This window comes from Vibrio sp. 10N.261.55.C5 (assembly GCF_041470505.1).
Lineage (GTDB): Bacteria > Pseudomonadota > Gammaproteobacteria > Enterobacterales > Vibrionaceae > Vibrio > Vibrio crassostreae_C.
On record NZ_JBFRMS010000034.1, the window covers coordinates 1 to 17,390 of the forward strand.

The 17,390-nt window shown below is 44.0% G+C and carries 20 protein-coding genes and 1 riboswitch; of the genes, 11 read left to right on the top strand and 9 right to left on the bottom strand.

All coding sequences use genetic code 11. The features are described 5' to 3' along the window. Positions 1-310: 310 nt before the first annotated feature. Positions 311-835, bottom strand: coding sequence for a DUF3087 family protein (locus AB4263_RS13555; protein ID WP_372098363.1), 525 nt, complete (start codon positions 833-835; stop codon positions 311-313). A gap of 256 nt (positions 836-1,091) precedes the next feature. Here AB4263_RS13555 and trmY point away from each other — a divergent pair, with 256 nt between their 5' ends. Next, positions 1,092-1,691, top strand: coding sequence for a tRNA (pseudouridine(54)-N(1))-methyltransferase TrmY (trmY, locus tag AB4263_RS13560; protein WP_017061702.1), 600 nt, complete (start codon positions 1,092-1,094; stop codon positions 1,689-1,691). A 103-nt stretch (positions 1,692-1,794) separates the two neighbouring features. On the opposite strand, the gene AB4263_RS13565 is transcribed toward trmY, so the two are convergent. Beyond that, positions 1,795-2,883 (bottom strand): permease, encoded by a 1,089-nt coding sequence (locus AB4263_RS13565; RefSeq protein WP_372098365.1) that lies wholly within the window; start codon positions 2,881-2,883, stop codon positions 1,795-1,797. 233 nt (positions 2,884-3,116) lie between these two features. Here AB4263_RS13565 and AB4263_RS13570 point away from each other — a divergent pair, with 233 nt between their 5' ends. Then, positions 3,117-3,413, top strand: coding sequence for a helix-turn-helix transcriptional regulator (locus tag AB4263_RS13570; RefSeq protein WP_004733042.1), 297 nt, complete (start codon positions 3,117-3,119; stop codon positions 3,411-3,413). Then, positions 3,397-3,981: an RNA polymerase sigma factor SigZ gene (gene sigZ / locus AB4263_RS13575; protein WP_017061700.1), complete on the top strand. Its 585-nt coding sequence runs from the start codon at positions 3,397-3,399 to the stop codon at positions 3,979-3,981. The genes AB4263_RS13570 and sigZ overlap by 17 nt, the downstream gene beginning before the upstream one ends. A 120-nt stretch (positions 3,982-4,101) precedes the next feature. Here the strand turns inward: sigZ and AB4263_RS13580 are convergent, their stop codons facing one another. Together AB4263_RS13580 and AB4263_RS13585 are read right to left on the bottom strand one after the other, a co-directional pair. Next, positions 4,102-4,716, bottom strand: coding sequence for a YitT family protein (locus AB4263_RS13580; protein WP_017065874.1), 615 nt, complete (start codon positions 4,714-4,716; stop codon positions 4,102-4,104). A gap of 460 nt (positions 4,717-5,176) precedes the next feature. Next, positions 5,177-5,326, bottom strand: a complete 150-nt coding sequence (locus AB4263_RS13585; protein WP_017061698.1) for a hypothetical protein — start codon at positions 5,324-5,326, stop codon at positions 5,177-5,179. A 29-nt stretch (positions 5,327-5,355) separates the two neighbouring features. On the opposite strand from AB4263_RS13585, the gene AB4263_RS13590 reads away from it, so the two are divergent. From AB4263_RS13590 to AB4263_RS13600, 3 genes are all read left to right on the top strand, one after another. Beyond that, positions 5,356-6,567 carry an MFS transporter gene (locus AB4263_RS13590; RefSeq protein WP_372098366.1) on the top strand — a complete coding sequence of 404 codons (1,212 nt, stop codon included), beginning with the start codon at positions 5,356-5,358 and terminating at the stop codon, positions 6,565-6,567. Between the two features lie 221 nt (positions 6,568-6,788). Beyond that, positions 6,789-7,514 carry a sulfite exporter TauE/SafE family protein gene (locus tag AB4263_RS13595; RefSeq protein ID WP_170962367.1) on the top strand — a complete coding sequence of 242 codons (726 nt, stop codon included), beginning with the start codon at positions 6,789-6,791 and terminating at the stop codon, positions 7,512-7,514. Between the two features lie 78 nt (positions 7,515-7,592). After that, a complete protein-coding gene (locus AB4263_RS13600; protein WP_017065872.1) occupies positions 7,593-7,955 on the top strand; it encodes an MmcQ/YjbR family DNA-binding protein in 363 nt (120 codons plus the stop codon). 53 nt (positions 7,956-8,008) lie between these two features. Here the strand turns inward: AB4263_RS13600 and AB4263_RS13605 are convergent, their stop codons facing one another. Next, entirely contained in the window at positions 8,009-8,755 is a 747-nt protein-coding gene (locus tag AB4263_RS13605) for a phosphatase PAP2 family protein (protein WP_017064917.1), read from the bottom strand. 386 nt (positions 8,756-9,141) lie between these two features. Then, positions 9,142-9,292, top strand: a riboswitch (FMN riboswitch). 349 nt (positions 9,293-9,641) lie between these two features. Between AB4263_RS13605 and ribB the strand changes: the two genes are divergently transcribed. Both ribB and AB4263_RS13615 read left to right on the top strand, forming a co-directional pair. Next, the gene (ribB, locus tag AB4263_RS13610) at positions 9,642-10,298 is read left to right on the top strand and encodes a 3,4-dihydroxy-2-butanone-4-phosphate synthase (RefSeq protein ID WP_017054827.1); all 657 of its coding nucleotides are present in this window, start codon (positions 9,642-9,644) and stop codon (positions 10,296-10,298) included. Positions 10,299-10,682: 384 nt separating this feature from the next. Then, complete coding sequence (locus tag AB4263_RS13615) at positions 10,683-11,531, top strand: hypothetical protein (protein ID WP_102332193.1); 849 nt, start codon at positions 10,683-10,685, stop codon at positions 11,529-11,531. 106 nt (positions 11,532-11,637) lie between these two features. On the opposite strand, the gene AB4263_RS13620 is transcribed toward AB4263_RS13615, so the two are convergent. Then, complete coding sequence (locus tag AB4263_RS13620) at positions 11,638-12,558, bottom strand: LysR substrate-binding domain-containing protein (RefSeq protein WP_372098367.1); 921 nt, start codon at positions 12,556-12,558, stop codon at positions 11,638-11,640. A 154-nt stretch (positions 12,559-12,712) separates the two neighbouring features. Here AB4263_RS13620 and AB4263_RS13625 point away from each other — a divergent pair, with 154 nt between their 5' ends. Continuing rightward, positions 12,713-13,351, top strand: coding sequence for an NAD(P)-dependent oxidoreductase (locus AB4263_RS13625; protein WP_372098368.1), 639 nt, complete (start codon positions 12,713-12,715; stop codon positions 13,349-13,351). A gap of 77 nt (positions 13,352-13,428) precedes the next feature. On the opposite strand, the gene AB4263_RS13630 is transcribed toward AB4263_RS13625, so the two are convergent. Both AB4263_RS13630 and AB4263_RS13635 read right to left on the bottom strand, forming a co-directional pair. After that, positions 13,429-14,082 carry a cupin domain-containing protein gene (locus tag AB4263_RS13630; protein ID WP_372098369.1) on the bottom strand — a complete coding sequence of 218 codons (654 nt, stop codon included), beginning with the start codon at positions 14,080-14,082 and terminating at the stop codon, positions 13,429-13,431. A gap of 134 nt (positions 14,083-14,216) precedes the next feature. Beyond that, a complete protein-coding gene (locus AB4263_RS13635) occupies positions 14,217-14,984 on the bottom strand; it encodes an SDR family NAD(P)-dependent oxidoreductase (RefSeq protein ID WP_065584096.1) in 768 nt (255 codons plus the stop codon). Positions 14,985-15,089: 105 nt separating this feature from the next. Here AB4263_RS13635 and AB4263_RS13640 point away from each other — a divergent pair, with 105 nt between their 5' ends. Beyond that, on the top strand, positions 15,090-15,428 hold the full coding sequence (locus AB4263_RS13640; protein WP_004733017.1) for a helix-turn-helix domain-containing protein: 339 nt from the start codon (positions 15,090-15,092) through the stop codon (positions 15,426-15,428). Between the two features lie 63 nt (positions 15,429-15,491). Here the strand turns inward: AB4263_RS13640 and AB4263_RS13645 are convergent, their stop codons facing one another. Further along, a complete protein-coding gene (locus tag AB4263_RS13645; protein ID WP_371721790.1) occupies positions 15,492-16,397 on the bottom strand; it encodes a LysR substrate-binding domain-containing protein in 906 nt (301 codons plus the stop codon). Positions 16,398-16,607: 210 nt separating this feature from the next. Here AB4263_RS13645 and AB4263_RS13650 point away from each other — a divergent pair, with 210 nt between their 5' ends. Further along, positions 16,608-17,327: an SDR family oxidoreductase gene (locus AB4263_RS13650; protein ID WP_008216572.1), complete on the top strand. Its 720-nt coding sequence runs from the start codon at positions 16,608-16,610 to the stop codon at positions 17,325-17,327. The last annotated feature ends 63 nt before the right edge of the window (positions 17,328-17,390 follow it).

Below are 17,390 nucleotides of genomic sequence, written 5' to 3' on the forward strand. Positions count from 1 at the left end.
ATTGTTAAAGAGCTTTGCTTATCGAAACTTTCTTTTTACAAAGAAACCCTTGAAAGCGGACGTGAATTCTAGCGATTTAATCTTAAGTGTCAAACACTTTTTAAAATTAATTTGTTTCGAACTTTCCGTCTTACTGATTACCGCTGAAGCCTTGTGGAGTCTGCCGTGTCAGTGAGGCGGCATTATAGAGATCATCGTAAACATGGCAACCCCTTTTTTGATAAAAATTCAAAAAAGTTGCTTAAGTGTCTACTTTTACGTCAAAAGCGTCTTTCGCAGGTCAAAGCTCATACAATTACAGGCATATCACTTAAAATTTCGCGACTAAATCTTTCGAAAATACCTCTATATCTAGTTCAATACTCCATTTATCACTCAGCTCTACGATGTTATCTAGCGACTGCTGAACCGTTTTTATCGTCAATGTATTGTTATCTAGGTCGTATACCTGTTTTTGCGTGGTGTAATAAAAGTAAAGGATAGTTAATGCTTCTCGATCACCTTGCTCAGCTTTGGGTTGAATACGCTTGAGCTTACGATAGATTTGATTATGGATTTGTTTAAGGTTCCATACATAAAGCGCTTCTTTGAAGTAATCATGCCCTTTCACACGGCTCGCGATAAATGCATTCAATGCGACTGATAAGATCACACCTAATACGTTCAAGTGGAAATTACCTGTCGATTCGCCTGCGATTGATTGCCCTGAACCGAATAGCTCGATCAGTATGGTTCCGAATACAATGGCGAACACTGCGAGTGACCCAACCAACGAAACCAACAGCAGGTTCATCTTCTTTCTATATTCTTCTTTATTGATCTTCTGTAACTTCATCGACTACTTACTTATGTAAGTCACTTTATAATTTTGCGCATACTATCTATGTAAACATTGGTTCGCTTCAACCCTTACCGTCTTGTAATGTGGTCATTCTCTATTTAATACTCAAAGTTCGCGGGTTGGTGCTAAGTGCAACTCCATTTGACTTCATTAATAGAAAAGAGTTACATACCTCCACAATTTTGGTTATTCATCAATTCATGTTGATAAAGTCCGTTTCGCTTTATCACATACTGACAAGGTACATTCCATGCGTTCATTTGTATTACGCGCTCGCGCAGCCCCTACAGAGAGCAAACTTATCTTAGAAGGTGTTGGGCAAGATGCTCATACTGAGATTCTGGCTCATACTCTGATGAACACGATCTTCGTTGCTCAATCTCACCGTGAGAATGTCACCGTACACCTTGTATTAGAAAGTACTAAAGACTTTTCACGTACGATCACTTTCGATTCAAATGAGATCACCAACATTGGTGGCTTTCATGAATCGGCATTATTATCAGCGGTAGTAAGAGCGGTTGATGCTTCTCAAGGTATGACCAAAGAGCAGACTCGTCAGGTTGAACCGGGAATCGTCGTTCGCACTATGAGCTTTGAAAAACTAGTCAAAGAACTGGCTGAAGACCACCAGCTATACATGATGGATAAGAAAGGTGACTTTATCCGTGATGCAGAGATTGCTGAAAACCCATGTTTCCTTCTTACTGATCACATCCCTATGCCGAAGAAAAGCTACAACAGCTTAAAGCGCTTAGGGACAGAAAAAATCAGCTTAGGCCCGAACATGCTGTTTGCTTCTCAGTGTGTTGTGTTGATCAACAATGAGCTTGATATTCGCGGTTTCTAATCTCCGAACTAATAGTCTCAACGCAAAAAGAGCTCAACTATGTGAGCTCTTTTTTATTATCTATCTCTTTGTATCAATGGTGTTATCTCGAAATCAGACCTGATTAACCAAAGATGAAGCTGTATAGGAAGCCTGCACCCATCGCCATGCTTAGGATAACGAATAGGAATGCTGCAATCATTTGGTTCTTGAAGATTGATTTAAGCAGGATAACTTCCGTCAAACTTGCACCTGCACTACCAATGATCAATGCCATTACTGAACCCAACGCCATACCTTTCTGTACTAGAGCTGCACTTAATGGGATTACCGCTTCAGCACGAATGTACAGTGGAATACCAATCACGGCAGCTACTGGAATCGCATACCACATACCTTCACCAGCGTACTGTGCAATTAGGTCTGTAGGAATGAAGCCGTAGATGAATGAACCAATCGCGATACCCATCATTAGGTAAGGGAAAACTTGTTTAAAATCTTTCCAAGTTGAGAACCAAATTCTCATCCAACGGCTAGGTTCTTTCTTCTCTACGATTTCAGCTGTTGCGCTTCCATCCGCTGAACAGCATGAAACCGTTACTTGTGGCTCTTCTTTTTTAGAATCGCAGCAAGATGTCTCTTTTGCCATTACTGGTGCAGGTTCGCCACATGCACTTGTACCACATGAAGATTCCGCTTTAACCGGTGCTGCTTTCTTAGGATCAGAATCACCACAGCTTGAAGCTGAACCTGTTGATTCATACGCTTCAGGTTTTACGTAACGCTCAAAGCCAAGCTTCTCAAGTGCGTAACCAGCCACTACAGACACCGTCATTGCTACAAGGAAGTAGAACACAGCAACTTGCCAACCGAAGGTAATCACAAACAAACCAATGATCACTGGGTTCAATAGTGGGCTACCAAATAGGAACACCATCATTGGACCGAAACCCGCTCTTGCACGCAGCAATCCTTTTAAGAAAGGAATGGTCGAACATGAACAGAAAGGTGTAATTGCACCCAGTAGTGCTGCTACTACATAACCCTTACCATTACGTGAGCTCAGGATAGATTGAATCTTTTCTGGTGTAAGGAACTCTTGAAGAATCCCAACAATGTAGCTGATCGCTAAGAAAAAGATAATTAGCTCTACTGCTAAGAAAGCGAACATATCAAGTGCGTCTTTCAGCATTGTTAACATTTCATTGCTCATAATTAACTCCAAACTGGATTGAAGGTCGGGCTCTATGAGAAAAGTAACCAATCCTTAATTTCGAATATTCTCGAATTATAGAAATAAACAGCTCCAGAACAAGCATTATTTCGATAAAAATCGAAATTATTTTCGAAAACACAGTTTTTCAATAACTTACACAGACACCGTTTTTAAATTTGAATTCGACATACATTTCGACTAAAATCGAAATTAAATCTTGAGGAGTTAATATGAACTTAGAAGTCGTTGCGAAAGCACTTAAAGAGTTGGGGCACCCTATTCGCCTAACCATTTATAAGAGTGTCGTTAAAGCTGGCTACCAAGGCATTGCAGTTGGCGGCCTACAAGAAGAGCTAGGCATTCCCGGTTCTACCTTGTCTCACCACATATCAAGCTTGGCGTCTGCGGGCCTAATCAGCCAAAGACGAGAAGGAAGAACTCTATTCTGCGTGGCGGAGTATGAGTGCCTAGAAGGTGTGATTGATTTCTTACAAGACGAATGTTGCGTAAATGAACAGTGCAACTAATGCACCTTTGAAGCTCGAACAAGTCTGGGCCGAGTATCAGCAAGCATTAAAGTCATTCCTGCATTCAAAGGTCAACAACTCTGCGGATGTAGACGACTTGCTCCAAGATATCTTGATTAAGACCTATCAGAACTTAGATAAGGTACAAGATGCTAGCAGTGTTAAGGCTTGGCTGTTCCAGTTAGCCAACAACACCATTATCGACTTCTACCGTAAGCATGCACGCCAACAACGTGATAGCCAAATTGATGCTGAAGATCTGTGGTTTACCGATTTAGACCACGACTCTGAATTTAAGCAGAAACTTTCATTGTGCATTGAACCTTTTATTCAGGCATTGCCAGAACAAAGTTCATCGCTACTGCTTGCGGTCGACATCAAAGGCCAAAGCCAAAAAGAGATCGCAGAAGCGCAGAACGTCAGCTATTCAACGGTTAAATCCCGCGTGCAAAAAAGCCGTGCTGATCTTAAGAACCTGTTTGAAGAGTGTTGTAACTTGTCCCTTGATCAACAAGGCAATGTGATTGATTGCGAGCTTAAGCCGAACGCCAGCTGCGGCAAGTGTTAATCGTTACATCGAATCCGTTATTTCAATAGAACAAAGCCAGCAATTAATGCTGGCTTTGTTGTTTTCATAATCTGCAAATCACTCTTTACTTAAGCAAATCTAGAGCTTGAGCGAACCGAACTATGCTGCTTCCGCTTTTACCACAGGTTGATAGCGCCCCGGTTTATGATTCATTGCTAGAATCAAGTTGGTGACTATCGCACCAAGCACAGACAGAAGAACCAATGACACATCAACAATGAACAGAGAAAGCACAACAATCGTGCAGTCTAATGCCATCTGAACCTTACCTGCTCGAATTCCAAAACGTTCTTGTAAGAACAACGCCAGAATGTTGAAGCCACCTAAGCTCATCTTGTGACGGAAAATCACCAGCATGCCGGTACCAATCAAGCCACCACCAAGTAAAGCTGCATACAATGCGTGAATTTCGGCAATTTGAATCACGTGATACAAGTGATCCACGGCGAACGAAACAATCGAAACCGCGATAAACGTATTGATTGTGAAGCGCCAGCCCATACGAGCAACCGACAAAATATAGAAAGGTAAGTTAAGTGCGAAGAATACTTGGCCAAAGCTCAAATCTGTTACTTTGGTAATGAAGATCGCTAGACCAGCCGTGCCCCCGGTGAGCAAACCGACTTGGTTGAAAAAGATAACGCCGAGTGAAACCAATGCGCTACCTAAGATCAGTGCCAGTAAGTTTTCGCGAAGATTATGATCTTTATCCATGTGAATGACTCTCCCTGAATCTTTTAACATCGCGTTTCAGTAGTCTTGAAACGATTTATGCCCAAATTTACGATGTTTGACAGATAAGTCGAGTGAACGAGCAATGTTGCTTAGTGATTAGTTTGTATATTAGTTTTTACAGCTTTGTGAAACTTTAAATTAAACAGCTAGTTATAAGCCTTAATTTAGACTTTCATTCTTAATTAGATACTTGTTTCTATTAACTAACGAGCTTCAAGTTTTCTTATTTATTGAGCGCGTTTTATACCAATTCCAATCAAGCGACAATCTATGCATAAAACGCATAGACTACATCACAAATGGTCATTTGATACATACCCGACTCATCACTATGATGCGCGACTTCTTACAACATTGAGCGCATGTCAACACCGTATGTTTTCACAATCTCTTTTTGCCCAACTTGCCAGAATGACGTTATTCCTCGTCATTAGTTTGGTTATTGTGCATCACAGTCAGCCATTGATTGATCTCTTGGCTCAGCATGCCGTAAGCAGTGGTTGCCACCAGCAGTCAGGGCATGATCATTCTGGGCACGAACATCACCATGAGATGACTGACCAACACATGTCAGCGCAAGACCACTCACATCACCACCATTAATTTAAGAGTATTAGAATGAGCATTTTCCGTTTTCCTTTACTGGTATGGCTAGGGATAGGCACACTTATTATCAGTCTAGGGATCAGACAATCATTCGGCATTTTCATGATGCCAATTTCAGAGCATTTCGGCACGGGTCGAGAGTTTTTCAGCTTCTCTATTGCTCTACAAAACTTATTGTTCGGTGTGTTCCAACCTTTTGTTGGTATGGCCGCTGACAAATGGGGAGCAAGACGCATCATTATTGCTGGCGCATGTGCTTACGGTTTGGGTTTACTTCTTACCTCAATTTCTACCGAATCGAGCATGCTTTACGTTTCGTTAGGCGCACTGGTTGGTCTTGGCTTGAGTGCGACAAGTTACGTGATCGTGCTTGGCGCAGTAGCGAAAGTTGTACCAGCAGAGCACGCGGCTAAGGCGTTTGGCTTAACCACGGCTGCAGGTTCATTTGGTATGTTCGCGGTAATTCCGGGCGCACAATACATGCTGAATGAATTTGACTGGCAGAGTGCGATGCAAGTGTTTGGCGTACTGTGTTGTTTGATGATCTCTTTTGCGCTGTTCATGCGAGCGCCTAAAGCAGCCTCAAACAAACAAGCGCAAGCTGAAGAGAACCAAACACTCAAAGAAGCGTTGTCTGAAGCGTTTGCTCACAAAGGTTACTGGTTGATTCACGCGGGCTTCTTCGTGTGCGGTTTCCACGTAATGTTTATCGCAACGCACTTACCGAGCTATTTAGCAGATAAAGACCTACCCGCGAGCAGCGCTGCGATGGCACTGGCTTACGTTGGCATCTTCAACATCTTTGGGTCTTACTTCTGGGGTGTAATGGGCGACAAGTTCAGCAAACGCCACGTTATGTCTGCACTGTACTTAGTGCGTACTGTGGTTATCGGTGCGTTTGTGACTCTGCCTGTGACTGAATCAACCGCGGCTATCTTCGGTGCGGCCATTGGATTCTGTTGGTTGGGTACAGTTCCGCTAACGTCTGGCTTAGTTCGTCAGATCTTCGGTGCCCGTTACCTATCAACGTTGTACGGCTTGGTATTCTTTACTCACCAAGTGGGTAGCTTCTTAGGCGCTTGGGTGGGTGGTCGTATTTACGATTACTACGGTTCTTACGAGCCAATCTGGTGGTCAACGGTGGTGCTGGCATTTGCAGCAGCACTTATCCATTTACCAATCAATGACAAGCCCATTAAGCGACTGAAATTGGCAATGGCTTAACGTTTTATGCTGACTCCCCCACTAGCGTAAACAAGTCGTTCCAATAAAGCGAGTGAGTATTGAAAGGAAGCATCCTGAGATACTCACTCGCTTTTTTGTTGGTCGTTATAGTAGAAATTATAACTAGCGAAACTGGCATAAAGCTCACTGAATAATAAGACTATTATTTTAGTTTTCATTTATAGTATCCACCCGCTCCTTTAAAACTAATCCGCAGGCTTATGGAATACATAGATCAGACTGTCCTTATCGCAATGACACTCATTTTTGTCGGCTCGTTTGTGCAAACCGCAATCGGCTTTGGTTTGGCCATTGTTGCAGCCCCACTGCTGTTTTTGGTCTCTCCAGATTATGTGCCTGCGCCTATCTGTTTGATCGGTCTGTTTATCTCGTTATTCAACGCTTTTAAACATAGAGCAAATATCTCTATTGGCGGATTAAAAATCGCATTGCTGGGCCGTATTCCTGGGTCACTGGCAGGTGGTGCTTTGTTGGTGATGGTTTCAACGAGCGTGTTATCACTATGGTTGGGCTTATTGGTAGTATTTGCCGTGATTGTTAGCCTACTGCCCTTTAGACTCGAACCAACCCCAACTAAGATGGGTATTGCGGGGTTCTTCTCTGGGTTCTTTGGCACCAGTTCTGGTATTGGTGGTCCACCGATGGCACTGCTACTCCAACACCAAGATGCCAATCAGCTTCGTGGTAACCTTTCTGCGTTTTTCGTGTTTAGTTCGATCATTTCGTTGGTTGTACAGATCCCAATTGGCTTCTTCACGCTACACCACTTGATCATCACTATACCTTTGCTGCCTGCTGCTTGGTTGGGTTACAAAGTGGCGTTAATGACGACACAAAGCATCCCTAAAGAGAAGATACGCATTGGTTCATTACTGCTATGTTCTCTCAGTGGCTTTACGGCAATCTGGCAGGGTTTAGCTGGCTAGTTATTGGCGATAAAGACAAGAAGAAGAAAGACATCTTAGAAAACCAACACAAACACCCAGTAGATAAAAGGACGCTCTATGACTTACGACGAATTCAACGCATTCTGCGAGTCACTGCCTGCAACCAGTTATGTGATGCAGTGGAATAACTCTCACGTTTGGAAAGTAGGTGGCAAGGTGTTTGCGATTGGTGGTTGGGGACCGAAAGATGAGCCTGCGTTTATCTTCAAGGCGTCCGATCAGAATTTCGACTTTCTCAAAGAAGAGCCGGGCTATAAACCCGCACCCTACTTTGCTTCACGCGGTATGAAATGGATTCAGCTGTTTGAAAGCACGCCAGAAAGGGATGAGGAGCTGAGATACTATCTCATTGAGTCACACCGAATTGTGTCCTTAGGTCTAACCAAAAAGAAGCAAGCAGAGCTAGGGCTCAATCAGTAGCGTTTATTACGTACTGCTAATCTGAGCCCTTCTTTTGCAGTGAGGACGGATCCCTAAGAAGTCTGTTTCAAAAATGCAGGTAAATAGCGTTCTATTTTTTGCTCTGAGATAAGCGGCACCAATAAATAGATCAAACCCGCAAAGGCAATAGATCCGGCTAAGTCTTCTGGTCGATGCATGCCAAGCCAAACACGGCTATAGGCGACACCACCAGCCCAAACCAGTAAACCGCCGACTAGATAAAAGCGTTTCGCCTCTAGGAGAAGACCACCAAAGAACGCCAAACACACACCGACGAAAATCATATGTCCAGATGGGAAAGAGTAGTCAGTTTCACCCAACCAGTGACGCGTTCGCCACTCGCTCACCTTATCTTGTACAGACTCAATCGCAGCATTCTTTTCAACCAATGGTAATTCGTAAAACACTTCCGGCATATCAACCACTTCCTGCGTCACCAAATACTCAGAATAAGGACGAGGGCTCTCAGTGGAATGCTTTAAGAAGGTTTTCGCTGCAAAGCTAAGCACCAACAACAAGCCGAGCTGCAGACAAAGACTGACTAACTTCGCTTTGGAAAACTTCATCGTGAACAATACTAAAGACAAAATCGCTAGTGTTACCAAGAACCCTTGATTGCCCGCAGAGTAAGTCACAAACGTTATGAAGGCGCCATAGAAAGGCAAAACAGCACTTCCAAGGTCGAAGTCAGATCCAAAGATCAAAAAGGGTATGAGGGAATACAAACTTAGAACGAGCAGTAATAAGCCTTTGGATTTGTTAGAGAACAGAGAAGTCATGGCTAAGATCTTTTAGATAAAGTGGTCGGATGCTATCGCAGCTTAGCATCGTCAATATCAATTTTATGTCAAAACGGTCAGTCAGCCGTCATGGTGTAACAATATTCGATTAATGGACCTCTTGAGTATTGATTCGGTGAACAGCCACGCCAGCACCAATAATGTTCAACATCCATTTATGTTCATAGAGATAGCAAAAACCACTGAAACCAGACGAGACAAAGGCATCATCCCATTAATAGACTACCGGACGCGTTCTGCTGATAAAGTGAACACTTACCGGATTATAAGGCCAGAATCTTAAAAACTTTGCTGTCAGTCCTTTAAATCCACTATTGAAAGGATTACCATCTGGTCTGCTTTCAAAAGCAAAACAGATTATTAATTTTTATTCTCAGGGCGGGGCGAAATTCCCCACCGGCGGTATGTCCTTAGCAAAATCTAAAGATAAGCCCGCGAGCGCTCGATTCGTCGAGGTCAGCAGATCTGGTGAGATGCCAGAGCCGACGGTTATAGTCCGGATGAGAGAGAATGAAAACACACTCGTTTAAGTTGGAAAGGCGTACCCGCGTGAGTTGGGTTCATGCCTCCAACTCAGACGGGTGCATTTCGTTTTGGATAAAACCATAATGAGCTAATACCAATCACAGTAAATAAATGATCAGAGATAGCGCAGGAAAAACGCTTGAGAACAAGGCAAAATTTTTCGATAAGTAGTTATTCTACAGTCAAAAATTCTAACGCCGTTATCAAGGGTTTTAACTAGCTAGAATGACCAGTTGTTTACTACGATTGGTACAAGTTACTTGTAATGAGTAGGCTTTGTCGTGCTCGGTTGAGATCCCTCATACAGCCCTGATTCTGGTGATATTTTAGGAGTTTAACCATGAATCAGTCTTCACTACTTGCCGAATTTGGCGAACCAATCACTCGCGTTGAAAACGCACTGCAAGCTCTACGCGAAGGTCGTGGCGTACTTCTACTTGACGATGAAGATCGTGAGAACGAAGGCGACATCATCTACTCAGTAGAACACCTGACGAATGCTCAAATGGCGCTTATGATCCGCGAATGCAGCGGCATTGTGTGTCTGTGTCTAACTGACGAGCAAGCGAACCAACTTGAACTTCCACCTATGGTTGTTGATAACAACAGCGCAAACCAAACTGCGTTTACCGTCACTATCGAAGCGAAAGTTGGTGTAACAACAGGTGTTTCTGCCGCAGACCGTGTAACAACGATCAAGACAGCGGCAAATCCAACAGCTAAGCCTACTGACCTTGCTCGCCCTGGCCACGTATTCCCATTGCGTGCTCGTAAAGGTGGTGTACTTGCTCGTCGCGGCCACACAGAAGGTACAGTAGATCTTATGCAAATGGCTGGTCTTCAATCTGCCGGTGTACTTTGTGAAGTAACCAATCCGGATGGTACGATGGCAAAAGCGCCAGAGATCGTTGCTTTCGGCAAACTACACAACATGCCAGTACTGACCATTGAAGACATGGTGATGTACCGCACTGAGTTCGACCTTAAGCTTGCATAACGTTTAGCCCTCAATGCTAAACACTTAGTCGTTAAGTCAACTACACTGCGAAGTGAACATTGAAAGGCCTCACTCTTACTGCTTTTAGAGTTAAAGCATATAGGGTGAGGCCTTTTTAATTTCCGTAGCTTGAAACGAGCCTGAAATGGATCGCCAAAGTGTCTCTACTTACCGAAACCTCCCCAACCTATCGTTAGAAAAGCGTAACCTCTCAAAAAATCCTGCAAAATATGAGAAACATTCACTCGAATGGTGAAGTCATGCACCATGATTGATCATCCATAATTTGAGAAAAATCATAAATCAATGAAATATAACACTTATTTATTTTGGCATGGTGTCTGCAATACCACTAAGTAGGTATACAAATATTAGGAGTTGAATATGTTTGTAGTTATTTCAGTGGGTTTATCCCTATTAGTACTTGCGGCCCTGTTTCATTTCTCAAGGAAGAGACAAACAGCGCTATCACACAGGTTTGAAACCTTAGTTCTGCTTAGAGAATTATTGTTGTTATCACGCAAACATCGCGCGGCAACGCACTATGCTCTAGCTTATAAGTTGTCTAGCGACTCGATTCGTAAAGTGAACGAGATTTACGACAACATACTTGAGGTATCTGAGCTGCTTCAATCCCATGTGTCGTTTGACAGCCGCCCTATGTATCGCATCTATCACCTCAAGCTCATCGCTATGCACAGCGACTGGCAAAACCGTAGCTTGGTGCGTAACCAATCGATTCATGGCAAAACAATTCGCCATAGCATGTTCTTGATGGATGAAGTAATGATCATCTGGCTAATTCAGTCTGAGCGTGAAGACATGAGCCGTGAGTACCACATGAATTGGCAACAGATCTTAGATTGCATGGAGATCCTGACCAAATTACGAATGTGTATCCCTGATATGGAGAAGCCTGAGGAGTATTTGAGATTCAAATTCTACGCCTCTCAGACACACAGAAAACTCAACCAGTTATCGATTATCTGCCCTCTTAGTAGTGGGTCACCGGTTTGTACGCGAGCGATGCATGCACTCTCAGAGATCGCATCAAGTAACGAAGCGACCCAACCGGCAGATAGCATGTACGAATTAACCAGTGATATCTCTAGCGTCGTGTCGCAAGTTTACGACCAAGTATTATCCGACATTACGAGAAGCTTGTATCAGCCTTTACCAGACATCAACGAAAAGGTGATAAATACCCGATTATCCGTACACCATTACATGTAAAGACTTCGTGAGAGGAGAGCGTGCTGGAACTCTGAATTATTGAGTTCAAATCCGATATCACCTTTGATATCGGATTTTTGTATTTATGGGCTTTTAATTTTTGTCGCTATGTATCATTGCCTATGAAGTTTCTAACATCATTAGACCTGATATCGCTAGCCCAAGCTTGTGCCGCAAAATCAATAAACTGACGAACAACCGGAAGCTGATAGCTGCGAGACAGATACACCGCCCAAAGCACGCTGCTTGGCGAAACAAACTCATCCAATATTCGTATCAATTTGCCATTCGCAATCAGTGGGTTGGCTAAGTCACAAGGTAAACGAACTACCCCTTTCCCGTGCTGTGCGGCGCGAGTTAGCACTCCAACATCATTAGCCTTGATAGTGCCAGACACCTCAACTGAATAGTGTTGATTGTCCTTAACAAAATCCCACTTAGAAACATTCAAGTGACGAAAACAATTGTGTTGTCGAAGCGCTTCAACCGTTTCAGGTTCACCGTGTTTGTCTAGGTAGTCTTGTGAGGCACACACAACCGAATCGATTTCCATTAGCTTTCGAGCAATCAAACTATCGTCAGGTTGATCGGTATAGCGCAGCGCAATATCGATTCTGTCGTCCACCAGCTGAGCAAAATGGTCAGAAGCAAAAAGCTCTACTGTGATACTGGGATGAAGCTCTGTGAACTGCTCAACCACATCCAACAACATGTGCTGAGTCAAACCAATGGGTGCTGCGATTCGAATGGTTCCGGAAAGAGCATCGGTTTGATTAAGTGCAGTGACTTCTAGCTCCGCCGTTTCATGGAGTATTTTTTCGCAACGTTGTAACGCAATCTCCCCCGCTGTCGTCAAACTTACCTTACGAGTCGTTCTGTGCAGAAGCCTTTGTTTTAACCACCCTTCGATCTCTTGAACATGTCGTGAAACCTGTAAACGGCTCATGTCCAAATGCTCTGCTGCTTGAGTAAAACTGGCGCAATTTGCGACTTCAACAAAGCTACGCATCGCCGTCAACCTGTCCATCACACTCTCCCTTACCGACTTAACCAAGCCTATTAGATAACTTTATAGATACAATCTACATCATTTCACGATATTTATCGCAATCTAGTGAGCTATTAGACTGCAATGGCTGTCGAGAAACAGACTCAATAAATTAGATAATTGGAGAGACATTATGAAAATTGCAGTATTAGGCGCATCAGGTTGGATTGGTAGTCACATCGCTCAAGAAGCTCAATCTCGCGGACACGAAGTTGTTGCTGTTGTAAGAGATGCAAGCCGCGTAGAAATCAGCGATGTTGAAATTCGTTCATTTGATTTACAAGAGGAAGCGGCAAGCCTAGCGACCGCTTTCTCAGGCGTTGATGCGGTAATTGCTTCGATTGGTGGACGCGCTCTAGGCAATCACGACATCGTAAAAAACACAGCAGCTAAGTTGCTTGATACATTGCCAAGCATTGGCATCGAACGTCTACTTTGGGTAGGAGGTGCAGGCTCATTAGAAGTGGCGCCAAACGTACCGTTAGTTACCGTTCCTGACTTCCCTGCGGACTACAAAAACGAAGCGCTAGCACAGGGCGAAGCTCTTGAAGTGTTCAAGCAATCTAATAGCGAAGTTAACTGGACGTTCGTTAGCCCTGCCGCAGAAATATTCCCGGGCGAGAAACTATCGACCTACCGCACTGGTGGCGATCAACTGCTCACCGACGAAGATGGTAACAGCAAAATTTCAGTCAGCGATTACGCTATTGCGATGATTGATGAACTCGAAGCTGGCAAATTCCCACGCCAACGTATTGGTGTTGCGTACTAGTCAGATCATATATAAAAACTAAAAAAAGCCGCTTGTTCAAAACAATGCGGCTTTCTCATCTTTTACTGAGCATTCCTTTAATCCAATGGCAGATGCCCTGTTTTCACTAGGATAACCGTCTCTTCTTCCACATAAGGAAAATGCTCACTCATGTGTGGGCTGCGCATCCATGTGTGTTTTGGATACTCACCATGTTCGTCTTTAAAGGTGCCAGAAAGTACAAATATCTCTTCACCGCCAAAGTGGCGATGCGGCTGAAAACGTTCGCCAACCGGCCACTTCACTAACGCGACATGCTCGTGTTCGAACTCATGCAGTGGCATCACTTGTAAGCCGCCAATACCCTGAAGCCATTCTGTTTCCAAAGTATTAATACGAACTTGAGTTAAGTCTCTCGCGTCAAACTGGTTGAGCTTAACCAAGATCGTACAGCCATTTTTGCTGGATGGGGAATGCGCGCTGCCCGGCGGATTACGGATATAAGTGCCCGCTGGGAAATCTCCGGTTTCATCAGAGAACACACCATCTAATACGAAGATCTCTTCGCCTTGTGGGTGCGGGTGCTCAGAAAACGAAGAGTCAGGATCGTACTTCACCACGCTGGTCGTGTGACCTGATTCTTTCTCTTCTCTTTCAAGCGGCTTGCGCCATACCCCTTTGGCAGGGCTCGCGATCCAATCTAATGTCTCGGTTTCTATAACCAGTCTCTTTGAAAAGTCCATATTGAACATAATGGCGACCTTACTCTTGTTATCGTTTTAATTATTATTGTTGTCTTTCTAGTTTCTATTCTACGCGAATACTCATCAAGGAGGCCATCTCGCTGCTATTTGCCTACGCGACAGCCTCCTGCAAAGAAGCCTAATTAATTGCGGCCAGCGATCACACCACCATCAACATCCCAGATTGCACCCGTTACCCAATCTGCACTGTCTGACAGTAGGAAAGAGATGCTATTAGCGATGTCTTTCGGCAAACCTACTCGACCAATAGGATGGAACGCGTTGAAGCCTTCTAGCGCTTGATCCACTTCTTCAGGTTTGATGAAAGATTCGTAAATCGGCGTTTTAACAACAGCAGGAGAAACCGCATTCACGCGAATGTTGTAGTCCGCAAGCTCCATCGCCATGTGCTGTGTTAAAGCGTGCAAGCCAGCTTTTGCCATTGAATACGCAGAGGATGGTGTCGCTCTAATAGCTTGTTTGGCCCACATAGAGCCTACATTTACCACGTTTCCGCCACCGTTTTTGATCATCAACTTGCTGACAGCTTGAGTGATGAAGAAGGTTGCTTTATTGAGCTGCATGTATTGCTCGTAATCAGATTCTTGGTGTTCAATAAACGCTTTAGGGTTGAAGTAACCAGCCGCATTCACAAGGTAACCAATACCTTCTTCGAGCGACTCTAAATGCGTAATAAGACGAGACACACTTGCATCATCATAAAGGTTAGCTTGCCAGCCTGAAGCATGACCGAGCGATTGCAGCTCTGACACCGCTTTATCTAACTTAGTTGGGTTATTGCCGACCACCAACACATGGATGTTTTGAGCGACTAACTGCTTCGCTGTTTCAAAGCCCATACCACTTGTGCCACCGATTACTACTGCAATACCATTTTTAGTGAAGTTCATTTTGTTATCTCCTAAGTCATGTGAACGTGGTAATCTTAGGCTTTGAACTAACACTATGAATAGTAAGTACAAATCAGTTAGGTAGGTACTTATTGGTACATCTTTATGAAAAATCAGGAAAACTTTTTTTCAAGAAAATCAGCACCAGAGCGCTCAGCTCGCATGGTCGAAACCATCTACGGCTGTAAATGGTCGCTAACGGTTTACCAATTACTGGCAAATGGCATTAATCGCCCCGGTGAAATGGTGCGCTCAGTAGAAGGGCTATCTACAAAGGTATTGAATGAATGTTTGAAGCGAAATGTAGAATTTGGAATTTTAGACAAGCAAATGTTCAACGAACTACCACCAAGAGTTGAATACCAAGTGACGCCGTTCGGCGAGAAGTTCTTGTTGATTCTAGACCAGCTGGAAAACCTACAAAACGAAATCGACGAGATGTAAGTTTGAGCCAGTCCAACTATTGCCAAAAACAGCAGACAGAAAAAGGAAGGCAACAAGCAGCACTTAGCTCACTGGCATTTGCTCAAAGCGACCTTTTACAAAATCAATGAAGGTTCGAATTCGACTTGGTTGATAGCGGTCTCGATGGTAGATCGCTGAAAAGTCCACTTTAGGTACTATCCACTCATCAAACACTTGCAGCAGTTGCCCGTCGTTGAGTTCTTGTAAGCAATAGATAGTTGGTACACGAATAATTCCGTTGCCCGATTTCGCGCCCTGTACTAACACTCGCCCATTCTTACATTGCAGCCTACCCGTGACATGAACATCGACTGTTTTCTTGGTGTCATCCAAAGCTTGAAAGCTCCACTTACGCACAGACCCCGTTAAGCAGTCATGGTGAATGAGATCTTTAGGATGGTTTGGCTTTCCTTTGCGAGCAAAATATTCAGGGCTTGCGAGCGTTCCCATCTCGATGTCCAAAAGCTTTCTCGCGATAAAGCCCGCATCTTCAAGGCTTCCCATACGAAATGCGATATCGAACGCGTCTTCAATCAAGTCGACTCGGTTACTACTGAAATCAAGGCTGATGCTGATGTCTGGGTAGAGTTGCATGAACTCATTGACCAGATCCGCGATGATCACCTCGCCCAGATAACCGCCAACACAGTTTACTTTTATGTCGCCACGTACTTCTTCGACGTCATCCACAGCAGCAATCAAGGCTTGGTCTATATTATCTAAGGCTTGTTCACATCTCGCGTACAGATCTTGCCCTGCGTGAGTCAACCTTAAGGTTCGAGTGGTGCGGATAAACAGTGTCACACCCATCTGCTTTTCTAGGCTGCTCACTTGGCGTGATACGTGGGAACGAGACACATCCAACTCCTCCGCCGCTTTGGTGAAATTACCTAAACGAGCGATCAGCACGAAAGAACGAATATCAGACAGGTTAATTTGATTAAGCATAGTCGCCAGCTTACTTATGAAGTTATGAGATAGACGCTTTCATTGTTGCACCACAGCAACAGTGTTTCAAGTAAAGTGCTATATATCAACAATTCTATTTTCCTTAATATACCTCCATCGCAACGAAGCAAGGCAACAAGCACTTGATTCGAATGCACTTAAACAATACGTCGTAGCCAACCGACGCAATAAAAGTACAGAGGAAATAAAATGAAAAAACTAATCGTAATTACAGGTGCAAGCTCTGGTATTGGTGAAGCAATCGCTCGTCGTCTAAGCGATGAAGGTCACCCTCTACTACTTTTAGCTCGTCGTATTGACCGCCTTGAAGCGCTGAATCTACCAAACTCACTGTCAGTAAAAGTAGACGTAACAGACAAAGCGTCTTTTGATGCAGCAATCGCACAAGGTGAAGAGAAGTTTGGCCCTGTAGATGCACTTATCAACAATGCTGGTGCAATGCTTCTTGGTCAAATTGATACTCAAGACGCACAAGAGTGGAAGACAATGTTCGACGTGAACGTAATTGGTCTTCTAAACGGCATGCAATCTGTACTTGCTCCGATGATGGAACGCAACACGGGTACTATCATCAACATCAGCTCTATCGCGGGTAAGAAAACATTCCCAAGCCACGCAGCTTACTGTGGTACTAAATTCGCGGTACACGCTATTTCTGAGAACGTTCGTGAAGAAGTGGCGGCTTCAAATGTTCGTGTTACCACTATCGCACCGGGTGCTGTAGAAACTGAGCTTCTGTCTCACACAACATCTCAAGAGATCAAAGACGGTTACGATTCTTGGAAAGAAGACATGGGTGGCGTATTGGCAGCTGACGATATTGCTCGCGCTGTATCATTCGCTTACCAACAACCACAAAACGTATGTATCCGTGAAATTGCTCTAGCGCCAACTAAGCAACAGCCATAGGCCTTTGCTATCGCTACTAAATCAGCGATGAACTAAAAAAGCGCCACGACTTAACAAGTCGTG

Bases quoted from the DNA above. Each gene is read 5' to 3' on its own strand.
- AB4263_RS13555 (WP_372098363.1), bottom strand. From the start codon at position 835: ATGAAGTTACAGAAGATCAATAAAGAAGAATATAGAAAGAAGATGAAC.
- trmY (WP_017061702.1), top strand. From the start codon at position 1,092: ATGCGTTCATTTGTATTACGCGCTCGCGCAGCCCCTACAGAGAGCAAA.
- AB4263_RS13565 (WP_372098365.1), bottom strand. From the start codon at position 2,883: ATGAGCAATGAAATGTTAACAATGCTGAAAGACGCACTTGATATGTTC.
- AB4263_RS13570 (WP_004733042.1), top strand. From the start codon at position 3,117: ATGAACTTAGAAGTCGTTGCGAAAGCACTTAAAGAGTTGGGGCACCCT.
- sigZ (WP_017061700.1), top strand. From the start codon at position 3,397: ATGAACAGTGCAACTAATGCACCTTTGAAGCTCGAACAAGTCTGGGCC.
- AB4263_RS13580 (WP_017065874.1), bottom strand. From the start codon at position 4,716: ATGGATAAAGATCATAATCTTCGCGAAAACTTACTGGCACTGATCTTA.
- AB4263_RS13590 (WP_372098366.1), top strand. From the start codon at position 5,356: ATGAGCATTTTCCGTTTTCCTTTACTGGTATGGCTAGGGATAGGCACA.
- AB4263_RS13595 (WP_170962367.1), top strand. From the start codon at position 6,789: ATGGAATACATAGATCAGACTGTCCTTATCGCAATGACACTCATTTTT.
- AB4263_RS13600 (WP_017065872.1), top strand. From the start codon at position 7,593: ATGACTTACGACGAATTCAACGCATTCTGCGAGTCACTGCCTGCAACC.
- AB4263_RS13605 (WP_017064917.1), bottom strand. From the start codon at position 8,755: ATGACTTCTCTGTTCTCTAACAAATCCAAAGGCTTATTACTGCTCGTT.
- ribB (WP_017054827.1), top strand. From the start codon at position 9,642: ATGAATCAGTCTTCACTACTTGCCGAATTTGGCGAACCAATCACTCGC.
- AB4263_RS13615 (WP_102332193.1), top strand. From the start codon at position 10,683: ATGTTTGTAGTTATTTCAGTGGGTTTATCCCTATTAGTACTTGCGGCC.
- AB4263_RS13620 (WP_372098367.1), bottom strand. From the start codon at position 12,558: ATGGACAGGTTGACGGCGATGCGTAGCTTTGTTGAAGTCGCAAATTGC.
- AB4263_RS13625 (WP_372098368.1), top strand. From the start codon at position 12,713: ATGAAAATTGCAGTATTAGGCGCATCAGGTTGGATTGGTAGTCACATC.
- AB4263_RS13630 (WP_372098369.1), bottom strand. From the start codon at position 14,082: ATGTTCAATATGGACTTTTCAAAGAGACTGGTTATAGAAACCGAGACA.
- AB4263_RS13635 (WP_065584096.1), bottom strand. From the start codon at position 14,984: ATGAACTTCACTAAAAATGGTATTGCAGTAGTAATCGGTGGCACAAGT.
- AB4263_RS13640 (WP_004733017.1), top strand. From the start codon at position 15,090: ATGAAAAATCAGGAAAACTTTTTTTCAAGAAAATCAGCACCAGAGCGC.
- AB4263_RS13645 (WP_371721790.1), bottom strand. From the start codon at position 16,397: ATGCTTAATCAAATTAACCTGTCTGATATTCGTTCTTTCGTGCTGATC.
- AB4263_RS13650 (WP_008216572.1), top strand. From the start codon at position 16,608: ATGAAAAAACTAATCGTAATTACAGGTGCAAGCTCTGGTATTGGTGAA.